The 12,874-nt window shown below is 40.4% G+C and carries 11 protein-coding genes; 9 read left to right on the top strand and 2 right to left on the bottom strand.

The features are described 5' to 3' along the window. Positions 1 to 76 precede the first annotated feature (76 nt). From rpsO to BV214_RS03635, 7 genes are all read left to right on the top strand, one after another. Positions 77 to 346, top strand: coding sequence for a 30S ribosomal protein S15 (gene rpsO / locus BV214_RS03665; RefSeq protein ID WP_086476136.1), 270 nt, complete (start codon positions 77 to 79; stop codon positions 344 to 346). 235 nt (positions 347 to 581) lie between these two features. Further along, the gene (locus BV214_RS03660; RefSeq protein ID WP_086476135.1) at positions 582 to 2,813 is read left to right on the top strand and encodes a polyribonucleotide nucleotidyltransferase; all 2,232 of its coding nucleotides are present in this window, start codon (positions 582 to 584) and stop codon (positions 2,811 to 2,813) included. A 184-nt stretch (positions 2,814 to 2,997) separates the two neighbouring features. Next, positions 2,998 to 3,861 carry a sigma-70 family RNA polymerase sigma factor gene (locus BV214_RS03655; protein WP_086476134.1) on the top strand — a complete coding sequence of 288 codons (864 nt, stop codon included), beginning with the start codon at positions 2,998 to 3,000 and terminating at the stop codon, positions 3,859 to 3,861. Between the two features lie 347 nt (positions 3,862 to 4,208). Continuing rightward, positions 4,209 to 5,444: a DEAD/DEAH box helicase gene (locus BV214_RS03650; RefSeq protein WP_086476133.1), complete on the top strand. Its 1,236-nt coding sequence runs from the start codon at positions 4,209 to 4,211 to the stop codon at positions 5,442 to 5,444. A 118-nt stretch (positions 5,445 to 5,562) separates the two neighbouring features. Then, the gene (rpe, locus tag BV214_RS03645; RefSeq protein ID WP_086476132.1) at positions 5,563 to 6,222 is read left to right on the top strand and encodes a ribulose-phosphate 3-epimerase; all 660 of its coding nucleotides are present in this window, start codon (positions 5,563 to 5,565) and stop codon (positions 6,220 to 6,222) included. Then, positions 6,222 to 7,214, top strand: coding sequence for a YpdA family putative bacillithiol disulfide reductase (locus tag BV214_RS03640; RefSeq protein WP_086476131.1), 993 nt, complete (start codon positions 6,222 to 6,224; stop codon positions 7,212 to 7,214). Before rpe ends, BV214_RS03640 begins: the two co-directional genes overlap by 1 nt. A gap of 234 nt (positions 7,215 to 7,448) precedes the next feature. Then, positions 7,449 to 8,015: a hypothetical protein gene (locus BV214_RS03635; RefSeq protein ID WP_223883368.1), complete on the top strand. Its 567-nt coding sequence runs from the start codon at positions 7,449 to 7,451 to the stop codon at positions 8,013 to 8,015. A 48-nt stretch (positions 8,016 to 8,063) separates the two neighbouring features. On the opposite strand, the gene BV214_RS03630 is transcribed toward BV214_RS03635, so the two are convergent. Next, complete coding sequence (locus tag BV214_RS03630) at positions 8,064 to 9,587, bottom strand: GH3 family domain-containing protein (protein WP_086476129.1); 1,524 nt, start codon at positions 9,585 to 9,587, stop codon at positions 8,064 to 8,066. Between the two features lie 153 nt (positions 9,588 to 9,740). On the opposite strand from BV214_RS03630, the gene BV214_RS03625 reads away from it, so the two are divergent. Further along, positions 9,741 to 10,412, top strand: coding sequence for an ankyrin repeat domain-containing protein (locus BV214_RS03625; protein ID WP_086476128.1), 672 nt, complete (start codon positions 9,741 to 9,743; stop codon positions 10,410 to 10,412). A gap of 75 nt (positions 10,413 to 10,487) precedes the next feature. After that, complete coding sequence (locus tag BV214_RS03620; protein ID WP_086476127.1) at positions 10,488 to 11,363, top strand: glycerophosphodiester phosphodiesterase family protein; 876 nt, start codon at positions 10,488 to 10,490, stop codon at positions 11,361 to 11,363. A 64-nt stretch (positions 11,364 to 11,427) separates the two neighbouring features. Here BV214_RS03620 and BV214_RS03615 read toward each other — a convergent pair whose 3' ends face one another. Next, complete coding sequence (locus BV214_RS03615; RefSeq protein ID WP_140157712.1) at positions 11,428 to 12,873, bottom strand: PHP domain-containing protein; 1,446 nt, start codon at positions 12,871 to 12,873, stop codon at positions 11,428 to 11,430. Between the last annotated feature and the right edge of the window lies 1 nt (position 12,874).

The raw sequence follows: 12,874 nt of genomic DNA, 5'->3' as shown, positions 1-12,874 counted from the left end.
ATATAAAAAATAGTCTATCTTTGCAGCCTGGTTGAAAAACAATCACATACATAATAATCATTAAACAAATATTGGAATGTATTTAAGTAAAGAAGTAAAGGCCGACATTTTTAAAAAACATGGCGGTGACGCAAAGAATACAGGTTCTACTGAGGGACAGATAGCCTTGTTCACCTATAGAATTCAACACTTATCTGAGCACCTTAAGAAAAATCAGAAGGATTTTAACACCGAGCGCTCCTTGGTTAAATTGGTAGGTAAGAGAAGATCCCTTTTAGATTATTTAATTAAGACGGATATTGTTAGATACCGTGCGATAATTAAAGAATTAGGAATTAGAAAATAATTTGAAAAAGGGGAAACGTTTTACTTTCCCCTTTTTTTATATATTGCCAATACTAATATTTAATCAGTATTGTTTTTTTTTCCAAGTCCCTTTTTTTTTTATTTTAGGGCAATATAAAAAGCTTACATCTAGTTTTTCATTGGTCAACAACAACTACAACACAACAACGTCGTCTAAACAGACGAAAGACCATTGTTTAACAAGCCTACAGCTAGGTAGGTTTTAATTCGTATTTATGATACCAAAAGTATTTAAAGAGGTCATTGACCTCGGGGACGGTAGAGAAATTTCTATCGAAACCGGTAAATTGGCAAAACAGGCCCATGGTTCTGTTGTTGTGAAGTCTGGAAATTGTATGTTATTATGTACAGTTGTTTCCAATTACAAACAAAGTGATGTGGATTTCCTTCCACTAACGGTAGATTACCGTGAGAAATTTGCAGCCTCTGGACGTTATCCAGGAGGTTTTTTTAAGAGAGAAGCAAGGCCAAGCGACGGTGAAGTATTGACCATGAGGTTGGTAGACCGCGTTTTACGCCCACTTTTCCCATCCGATTACCATTCGGAAACTCAAGTAATGATCCAGTTGATGTCTCACGATGCGGATGTTATGCCAGATGCTATGGCAGGATTGGCCGCTTCTGCAGCTATCCAACTATCCGACTTGCCTTTTGAATGTGCTATTTCTGAAGTAAGAGTAGGACGTATTAACGGAGAATTTATCATTAACCCTACCAGAACCCAATTGGAAGATTCCGATTTGGATATGATCATTGGTGCATCTGCAGATTCTGTAATGATGGTGGAAGGAGAAATGAAAGAAATTTCCGAAGAGGAAATGGTTGAGGCCATTAAATTTGCCCACGAGCACATTAAGGTACAATGTGCCGCCCAAGTTAGATTAGCCGAGGCTTTTGGCAAGAAAGAAGTTCGCGAATACGAGGGTGAGAGGGAAGATGAGGAGTTGGCCAAGAAGATCCATGAAATGGCTTACGACAAGGTGTACGAGGTTGCTAAAGCAGGTTCATCCAAACACGAAAGATCAGCTGCCTTTGATGCCATAAAGGAAGAAATTAAAGCTAGTTTCTCTGAAGAGGAACTAGAAGATTATGGAGACTTAATCTCCAAATACTACTATAAGGCAGAGAAAGCTGCCGTTAGGGACCTAACCCTAAACGAAGGCCTTCGTTTAGATGGTAGAAAAACTGATGAGATTAGACCCATTTGGTGCGAGGTAGATTACCTACCCTCTACCCATGGTTCTGCTATCTTTACGCGTGGGGAAACCCAAGCCTTGGCTACTGTTACCTTAGGAACATCTAGGGAAGCCAATCAGATAGACATGCCGTCCTACGAGGGAGAGGAAACTTTTTACCTTCACTACAACTTCCCACCGTTCTCAACGGGTGAAGCAAGACCTATTAGAGGTACTTCTCGTAGGGAAGTAGGTCATGGTAACTTAGCGCAACGCGCCCTAAAGGGAATGATTCCTGCAGATTGCCCTTATACTGTTCGTGTAGTAGCGGAGGTATTAGAATCTAACGGATCCTCCTCCATGGCTACCGTTTGTTCTGGTACTATGGCGCTAATGGATGCTGGAGTTCAGTTGAAAAAGCCTGTTTCCGGAATTGCCATGGGATTAATTTCCGACGGTGAGACTGGTAAATATGCAGTATTATCCGATATTCTTGGTGATGAAGATCATTTGGGAGATATGGACTTTAAAGTAACCGGTACCGCCGATGGTATTACTGCTTGCCAGATGGACATTAAAGTTAAAGGATTATCCTATGAAATCTTGGTAAACGCTTTAAAACAAGCCGCTGCCGGACGCTTACATATTTTGGACAAACTAGTGGAAACCATTGCCACCCCCAATCCAGATGTTAAAGCCCATGCACCAAAAATGGTTACCAGAGTTATTCCAGGCGAATTCATTGGAGCGTTGATTGGACCTGGAGGAAAAGTAATCCAAGAGTTACAAAAAGCTACCAACACTACTATTGTGATCAACGAAGATCCAGTTACTGAAGAAGGTATCGTAGAAATTCTAGGAACCTCTCAGGAAGGAATTGATCAGGTACTTGCAAAAATTGACTCCTTGATGTTTAAACCAGAAGTGGGAAGCATCTATGAGGTTAAAGTTATAAAAATGCTCGATTTTGGAGCGGTAGTAGAATACACGGAAGCCCCAGGGAACGAAGTACTATTACACGTATCCGAATTGGCGTGGGAAAGAACCGAAAATGTTTCCGATGTTGTTAATATGGGCGATGTTTTTGATGTTAAGTACTTTGGTATAGACCCAAGAACCAGAAAGGAGAAAGTTTCTAGAAAAGCTATTTTGCCCAAGCCAGAAGGCTTTAAGGAAAGAGCTCCAAGAACAGATCGTGATAGAAACGATCGAGGAAATGATAGGAGAAACGATAGAAATAGAGATCGCGATCGTAAACCTAGAAGAGACTAGGTAAAACCTCATTCTCTTAATTATCAGCCACGTATTCCAATTAAACTGTGAATACGTGGCTTTTTTTATGCCAATAAGCCAAAAATGAAAAATAAAGGGGTCTCTTTGTAACATTTCCAACATTCCTACGTATAACTAATGCAGCATATGATTAGCGCACTTAATTTAGAAAGGAAATATTTAGATGAGACAGCTTAAAATTACTAAACAGGTTACCAATAGGGAAACCGCTTCTTTAGACAAGTACCTACAAGAAATTGGAAAGGTAGACCTGATTACTGCAGATGAGGAAGTTGAATTGGCACAACGAATCAAGGCTGGTGACCAGATTGCCCTTGAAAAGCTAACCAAGGCCAACTTGCGATTTGTGGTTTCCGTTGCAAAACAATACCAAAACCAAGGTTTAACCCTTCCCGATTTAATAAATGAAGGAAACCTTGGCCTTATAAAGGCTGCCCAGCGTTTTGATGAAACACGTGGATTTAAATTTATCTCTTATGCAGTTTGGTGGATTAGACAGTCCATTTTACAGGCTTTGGCAGAGCAATCCCGTATTGTAAGATTGCCATTAAACAAAATTGGCTCCATCAATAAAATCAACAAAACTTTTGCCTTCTTGGAGCAGGCACATGAAAGACAGCCATCCCCAGAGGAAATTGCTAAGGAATTAGACATGACCGTGGAGGATGTAAAGCAGTCCCTTAAGAACTCTGGACGCCACGTCTCTATGGACGCTCCATTGATAGACGGGGAAGACTCTAACCTATACGATGTATTGCGTAGTGGGGAATCTCCTAATCCGGACAAGGATTTATTACATGAATCCCTAAGGACCGAAATTGAAAGAGCTTTGGAAACACTAACTCCAAGAGAGGCAGATGTAATCCGCCTATACTTTGGCCTAGCCGGACAACACTCTATGACCTTAGAAGAGATAGGGGAAACCTTTGACCTAACTAGGGAAAGAGTACGACAAATTAAAGAAAAAGCTATCAGAAGATTAAAGCATACCTCAAGAAGCAAGATTCTTAAAACGTATCTTGGGTAGCCTAATCAATTTTAATTTTAACGCTAAAACCCACTCAAATTGGATATTACGCGTAAAAATTGTAGATTGTGACCATTAACAACAGTTATCATGACTGTTCGTTTTTTGATTGATGAATAAACTCCGGCTGATTACCGGAGTTTTTTCATTTTAGGGGTTGGGAAGTGGTTCCTAAAAACCTTTATTGAGGATTGTAAAACACCCTATGGAATATTATAAAAAACATTGGACCATCTTATATCCTTTTAAAATAAAAAATCACATACCCTAGAGTAAACTACCTAAAAACAAAAACAATAGCTACCAATTTAACCGTATTTTTGTATCCGTATTATTAAACAACTTGCATGAATTTCAAGGAATTAAAGCTTAACAAACCGCTTTTAAGAGCTGTCGCCGAAAAAAACTACAACGCCCCAACCCCAGTGCAGGAGATAACCATTCCCTTGGTTTTGGAGGGTAAGGATGTTATAGTATCTGCGCAAACGGGAACCGGTAAGACCGCTGCTTATGCACTTCCCATCCTTCAGCGGCTTTTCCACAAACAGGAAAGCACCAAAAAAGGACGAAAAATTAAGGCATTAGTGGTATGTCCCACTAGGGAATTGGCCATTCAAATCCATGAAAACTTCTTGGATTACGGTACCCACGCTAGCTTAATTACTGCTGTGATTTACGGTGGCACCGCCATGGAGCCACAGATTGCGGAGCTAAGAAAAGGAGTAGATATTTTAGTAGCCACCCCAGGCCGACTCCTAGATCTGCATAAACAAGATATTGTAAATTTAGACTATGTAGAAACCCTGGTCTTGGATGAGGCAGACCTCATGTTAGATATGGGCTTTGTAGAAGACGTAAAGAAGATAGAACGCCTCTGCCCCACAGGAAAACAAACCCTACTTTTCTCTGCCACCATTCCATATAAAGTAGTACAATTGACTAATAGCATTTTACAGAATGCCATTAAAATTGAAATAAGCCCTACTTCCTTGGCGGCTGCAAGAGTACATCAATTGCTTTATTACACTCCAATACACGAAAAAATTCAGCTTTGTTTGCATCTTTTAAAACACAGTATAAAAGGAAATGTACTTATTTTTAGGAGAACCAAATACGGGGTAGACAAGCTAGAGCAATCCCTACTCAAGAACCAGTATAAGGTAGAAACCCTGCATGGAGGAAAATCCCAAGAGGAACGTCTGGAAGCCTTAAACCGATTTAAGAACAAGGAAGCAAGCATCTTAATTGCCACAGATGTCGCTGCTAGGGGAATAGACATTGAACAACTAGACAATGTTATAAACTTTGATCTTCCCAATATTCCCGAAACCTATGTACACCGAATAGGGCGGACCGGAAGAGCAGGACAAAGTGGTATTTCTTACTCTTTATGCGCAGCAGAAGAAAAAGAATATGTGGCAAGTATTCAAAAGCTAATGCAAAAGCAAATAGTGGTGGTAACGGACCACCCCTTCCCCTTAGACCCCACTGCAAAACCTATGGTACACAAAAAGAAGGGTAGTAAATACAGGAAAGGAAGAAAGTCCGAAGCCTCTAAAAAGAAAAAGAAACGCTGGTACTAACAGCTAGTAATAGGTAACCGGAATAAATTTATTACGGTGATTCCCATGCCCATGAATACGCAGTTTTAGTAGAACCTTTCATTTAATTATATTTGCACCAACTCTCAGACACATTCCTATGGATAAAAAAATTATTGCACCTTCCGTTTTAGCAGCCGATTTCGCCAATCTACAGCGAGACATAGAAATGGTGAATAGAAGCGATGCAGATTGGTTCCATATAGACATTATGGACGGGGTCTTTGTTCCCAATATCTCCTTTGGCATGCCTGTATTAAAATCGATTACTGCCCATGCCACTAAGACAATTGATGTGCACCTGATGATTGTAGATCCAGATAGGTATATAAAAACATTTGCGCAATTGGGAGCTGATAATCTTACCGTACATTATGAGGCATGCCCGCATTTACACAGAACAATTCAGGCTATTAAGGATGAGGGGATGACCGCAGGGGTTGCCATAAATCCGCATACCCCAATAAGTCTCTTGGAAGATATTATCGGTGATTTGGATTTGGTGTTAATCATGAGTGTAAATCCAGGTTTTGGAGGCCAATCCTTTATAGAAAACACCTATAAGAAAATTAGGGATGTAAAGGCTTTAATTAACCAAAAGGAGTCGCATACCCTGATAGAAATAGATGGCGGGGTAACTTCGGAAAATGCCAAACAATTGGTTGATGCCGGAGCGGATGTATTAGTGGCCGGAAGTTTTATTTTTAAAAGTGATGACCCAACCCAAACAATTAAGAAATTAAAAGAAATCGTGGGATAATGAAGGATTTTGATATTATAATCATCGGTGGTGGCCCCATCGGTATTGCGTGCGGACTGGAAGCCCAAAAGAAAGGATTGTCCTATACAATTCTGGAAAAGGGATGTATTGTAAATTCACTTTACAACTACCCCTTAAATATGCAATTTTTCTCATCTTCCGAAAAGTTGGAGATAGATGATATTCCCTTTATCAGTATAGAGGCAAAACCCAAACGAAACGAAGCTTTGGAATATTACAGGAGAATTGTAACCTCTAACAACTTAAATATACAACTCTTCGAAAAGGTGAATTCTGTTCAAAAGACCGAAGATCATTTTCTTGTAAACACTACAAAAACCGACTATCGTGCAAACAATGTAATTGTAGCCACCGGATTCTATGATATACCCAATAAGATGAATGTCCCCGGAGAGGATTTGGATAAAGTATCCCATTACTACAAGGATCCACACTTTTATTCTAATCAGAAAGTGGCCGTTATTGGCGCCAGCAACTCCTCTGTGGACGCTGCTTTGGAATGCTATAGAAAAGGGGCCGATGTGAGCTTAATAGTTCGCGGTTCTAGCATAGGTGAACGAGTTAAATATTGGGTAAGACCCGATATTTTAAATAGGATTAGTGAAGGGAGTATAAAGGCTTACTACAACAGTACGGTAGAAGAGATTAGAGAGGAGGAAATTCTTATTAACACTCCCGAGGGAAGCGTACCATTGGCCAATGATTACGTTTTGGCCCTGACCGGTTATATGCCCAACTTTGGCTTTTTGGAGAAACTGGGCATTCACTTATCCGAGGACCCAAAAAGACTACCCAGCTACAACCCGGAGACCATGGAAACCAATATAGCAGGCATCTATTTGGCTGGAGTAATTTGCGGCGGGATGGAAACGCATAAGTGGTTTATAGAAAACTCTAGGATACATGCTCCTATGATTATCAATCATATTGAAAGTAAAATAAAGGAGGAGAAACCTACCGTTGCAAACTAAGATTTCAGTTATTAGGTTTAGTATTCATGCAGGGTATCTTTCCCTTAGGCTAGATAAGGCGTAAGGTTAGTGCTTCTATGCTTTAAGTGGCACCCTTTTATCCCATTTCCAACAATTTTTAATGGAATTGCAAAGGCCATTTCATACGCGTACTAATTTTTTATAACTTATAGCTTATCAGAATGACAAGCATTAGAAACGCAGATGAAAATCCAATTAATCGCAATACTATTCATGAGTTTAGTTTCCTTAAATGCCCAACACATAGCACCCAAATCCATAAAGAAGGAAGTAGCTACGGCACTATCCTATTATCCGGAATTGGAAAACACCCCGATTACCGTAAAATTCAAGAAAAACATCAAAAAATCTACCATGATGGCCCAGCCAAATTTCTGGAGTCTTTTTGGGTCTAGAAAAAAAAGGAAATATATTATTCTGATTAGTGAGAAATTTAAAATTTCAGGGACAGAGTTTCATACCAAATCCATAGATCCCAAAATTATGATTGGCTGGTTAGGTCATGAATTGGGGCATATTATGGATTATAAAAACAGGAGCAGTCTTAACCTACTTTGGTTTGGGGTTAAATATCTTTTTTCCGGATCCTACATCGTAGAAGCAGAGCGCGCCGCAGACACTTATGCAGTAGCTCAAGGGATGGGAACTTATATTTTGGATACCAAGAACTTTATATTGGATCATGCAGAAATCCGACAGGAATATAAAGACAGAATTAAAAAGTACTACCTATCCCCGGAAGAGATTATGGTCCTTGTAGAAGAAATGGATAAAAGGTAAAACACTAGGCCTACCCCTATTATAAAGAGCAATAAATTAGGTTGATTTCTACAAATTTTCTTTTACGAATTCTTCCCATTCCGCAAATTTCTCCGTATCCATTACCCGTTCCATCTTTACTTGTCCGCCTTTCTTCTTATTAACAGCATTCCATTCATGGAAGATAGCCACTGGTACCGGGCTTACCTTTACCCCTTTCAAAGCTTTTGAGCGAGCCACCTTATAATTCTTATTGGCATCCTTTAAATATTCGTCCAGTTTTGCCGCTATTTCATTCTCATCCATTGTGGCATCGGTTCCCAAATACCAACAATGGTAAAACTCGCCGTCTATTTTTTTAGCACACAGGGTATACTCGGGAATTTTCATGGAAAATGCATCTTCCAATCGGTTTACAGCATCGTCCATTTTATTTACGGACAGCTGGGACCCAACCACATTAAGGAAAAACTTGGTCCTCCCGGTAATCTTTATCTCGGCCCGTTCTAAATCCGTAAATTTAATGGTATCCCCTATAATATAGCGCCATGCACCCGCTACGGTACTGATCACCAGCACATAGTCCTGATTCAACTCCACCTCAGCCAGGGATACACATGGAGCATCTTTCACTAAGGCACCATTTTGGTTAATATAGTCTGGATTAAACGGCACAAACTCGAAATATATTCCCCCATTGGTCACCAACTGCATTGCTTCGGTTTCTGGTCTCGCCTGAAACGCAATAAATCCTTCGGAAGCCAAATAGGTATCAATAACTGTAATGGGTTTTCCCAAAAGGGCATTAAAGCTCTTTTCGTATGGGGCAAAAGCCACCCCTCCGGAAGTGTACACCTGTAAATTGGGCCATAACTCATGAATATTTTTAAGCTGATGTCTTTCTATTACTTGTTTTAACATAAGCTCCATCCAAGAGGGTATGCCACTAAGTGCCCCAACATCCCAATCGGCCGCTTTCTCCACAATACGATCAACCCGCTTGTCCCAATCATCAATCTTGGCAATTTCTTCTCCTGGTTTATAATAGCCTCTAAACCATGCCGGGATCTGGCTAGCACTAATTCCACTGATTTCCCCTTCCAAATGCTGATCTACACTCTCCAAATCTGTGGAGCTTCCCAACATCATAATATCTTTCTCAAAGAAATCGGCAGGAAGGTCAAAATTGCTTAGGGCATACACCTGTTCTAAACCCGCCTCCTGTATAGCCTTAATCATGTCATTAGTAACGGGGATACGCTTACTTGTTTTTCCCGTAGTACCAGAACTCAACGCAAAGTAATCTGGCTTTCCCGGCCAACTAACATCCGGAGTGCCCTCATGGATTTTGCACCACCACTCGGCATTCATTTTATCATAATCAAAATAAGGGATGGTTTCAGCAAAAGTTCTTACTAGATTGGGCGATTTCAGGATTTTTGAAAATTGATAGTGCTTGCCAAAATCGGTGTTCTTGGCCTTTTCCAAGAGCATTTTCAACACCTCCTTTTGGGCCTCTACCGGATTTTTATCACTCACCAATCGATCTCTCAAATCCAAAAACCCTTTTACGATACTTCCTACTATTGGCATTTTTTCTTTAAAAATACAGGTCTGCCTTATTTATAATGAATCCTTATCATAAATATATTGATGCAAACAACCTTAGCTGAGCGCTTCTCCTACGACAGCCCCCCTCTTCCCATTGACGAAAATGATCCTTAACTTTACCGAAAATGATAAAAAATGAAGACTTTTTTCTTGATGGGATGTATGCTTCTCATCGGAGTATCCTGCGCTCAGAGCAAGGGACAAAACACAATGAAAAGCACCTTACTACTTAGGGCGGCTGCCAACAATGATACCCTCTCCCTAAAGAAGGCGATAGCGAATGGTGCTCAGCTAGACTTAAAAGACACTAAGGGACGTACTGCCCTTATGCTTGCTACCTATGCCAACCATGTAGAAGCTGCAAAAATTCTTATAAAAGCAGGAGCCAATGTCAATGCCCAAGATCATATGCTTAACTCTCCTTTTTTATATGCTGGCGCCGAAGGCTTCACAGAAATTGTAAAAATCTGCATGACTGCTAATCCAGATTACGGGGTACTAAACAGGTATAAAGGAACGGCCCTAATTCCCGCCAGTGAGCATGCCCATTTAGAGGTGATAAAGCTCTTACTAGACGACCCCAATTATCCCATAGACCACATCAATCGCCTGGGATGGACGGCCTTATTGGAGGCCATTATCTTAGGGGAAGGCAACCAAGGTTACCAGCAAGCTGTATCCATGCTTATAGCTGCAGGTGCCAACGTTAATATTGCCGACAATAACGGTATCACTCCCTTACAGCACGCAAAACGTCGTGGGTTTAAAGAAATTGCCCAACTACTGATCCTAGCCGGTGCAGAGTAAGGAGAGCCAAAATAATTTCCTAACTTAGGGAAGCTTATAATTACTGGCTACCGCGCCAGTTTATTTATTTTTGAAATGAACAACCACCTATCACCACACCCAAAAAAGCTTCTCTTAGTGCTATTGTTATTTCTCTATGTAGGATTAGCAGCACAGGAGTCCAACTTGGATCGTATTTTAATCGATTTTAAAAACAATCCCGAACAAATATTAGTTGCTGCCCATAGAGCCACCAATGATTATTACCCAGAAAATTCTTTGGCTGCCATTAAGGAAAGTATCCGTATAGGAGTAGATATCGTGGAATTAGATATTAGACAAAGTAAGGATGGAGTGTTGCTGATAATGCACGATCGCACTTTGGATAGAACCACCAATGGTAGTGGAAATGTGTCCGATTTTAGCTTAGACCAGCTAAAAGACCTACGCCTATTATTTAAAGACAGTATCACTACAGAGCGTATTCCCACCTTTAAAGAAGTACTGCAATTGACTAAAGGAAAAGTCCTTTTAGACATCGACTTTAAATTGGAGGATATGGCCGCTGTTGAAAAAGCCTATTCCCTTATTCAAGAATTCGGGATGGAGAACCAAATATTATTTTTTCTGTACGATTATAAGGAAACCCCCAGGCTGCAAGAAATGGATAGTGAAATACGAATAATGCCTAGGGCGTATTCTAGAAGAGAAGTGAGGGCGATTCAAAAAATGGACCTGATAGATATTATCCATATTGATGAAAGCTTTTACAAGGACCGTAAGATGCGCAAGATTATAGACTCGGGAACAAGGGTATGGATCAATGCCTTAGGAAAATATGATAGCATGGAGCGGTTAGAGAAAGATGCTGGGTTTGATGCCCTTTTGAGCAAAAAATATGTAAATGTAATACAGACAGATTTGCCGGAAGCTCTTTTAAATTATTTAAGAGCGCGTAAGCTTCACCGTTAAAGATGGTAAATGGCCACCCGTAGAAGGCTGGATATAAAAATGAACAGCAGGCTTTTACCTCAGACTATATTTTCACTCTAAAAAAACGACGACGGATTAAGTAGCCCGCGTATAGGATATATATGCCCCCAATTGTCAACAAGAGGGTACCGTATTCAGCATACAAACTACTATACCCCTGCAGCGTCTGGTCCTTTAAATAATAAATTACGCCCAAGATCAGCATAAACGTTGCGCTTAGGCCTCCCCCTAATGGCAAAGCATCTTCCCAATACATTAGCCAACTCCTTCCTACAACAAGAAACAACTGAAAAATAGCCCACCAAACTATCCAAGATGCCACTTGATAGCCATTGAGCGTTCTAAAATAATATAGGGCGTTAATAGGTGGACTAATCAAAGGAGGGATCCCCTCGTAAAAAGGCCTATCCCTGTACATAAGTACCTTAAGCTTAGACTGATCCCTATCCCGTAAAATCTGTAGTATGGCACTTTCTTTTGCTTTTGGGTTCATTTTGTGCCAATTGGGAATGGTGAAAGCATTCCAAAGGGAACATCCCCTTCCATATCCGTGATAGTCTAAGCCGCCCACCATGATAAGTCCGTTTTCCTCACAGTGTTCTTTAAGATTCTTGAAAACTAACCGATTGTAGTATAATTTCTTGCCTACATTTTCAATTTCAAATCCATCTACTCCCATGGCCGTATAGAATTCTTTTTCCTTTCCTTTCCCATCAAACCAATGGTTAACGATTACTGCACCCCCATGCCTGTGGGTTAAGTCCACAATTTCTGCATCTGTTTTTCCTTTGGTCACAAAGCTTCCGTTTAACCCCAAAAGACTCATATGGTTAGAGCCAGAATACTCCTGCCCTACCATAACCAATGGATCCATAGGAAATTTACTATTGCGCTGTTGTCTTGAAAACTCTAGGGTTTTATGATGATGGGCATGTTCGGTAATAAACAAGGCGTCAAATCCATTTCTTTTATGCCATTCCCACAATTGTATTGGAGAGATTAATCCGTCATGGCTGAATTCGGAATGTGCATGGGTGGTCACCAAAATATCGTGCTCGGAATTATTGACGATGGTATTGGTTGGCAATGGAATAAAAAGGACTAAAAGAAAGTAAGCAAACCCCATTCCCAAAATCAAAGGTAAATTGCTTAGTTTCCTTAAAAAGTATTTTCCCCCTCCAGATTTATCCTCCATTTTTTTGTACTTCCAAAACCCATGGAGCAGATAGATCACAAGCCCCCACAGGATTGCCATTGGCACTTCCTGCAGTGGGTTTATAGATCTTTTAAAATAAAGCAAAGGACCCAAAAAGGGTTCAAAGACCGTTCTCCAGAAATGTATCTGAATACTGTAATCTGCTAGGGGTTGTAAGCTTAGGGCATCTATGATAGTTATAGAAAATGGGAAGAAGAGCAGTAGCATTAAAAGAAGTAATGGGGGCAGAAGCACCCTCCCTATCTTAATCCATGCCTGTTTCCCCAGTTCCAAA

Origin of the sequence: Arenibacter amylolyticus (genome assembly GCF_002150785.1) — a bacterium.
GTDB classification, from domain to species: domain Bacteria; phylum Bacteroidota; class Bacteroidia; order Flavobacteriales; family Flavobacteriaceae; genus Arenibacter; species Arenibacter amylolyticus.
The sequence above is the reverse complement of the archived record's forward strand: the minus strand, read 5'-3'. Positions and strand labels throughout refer to the sequence as shown.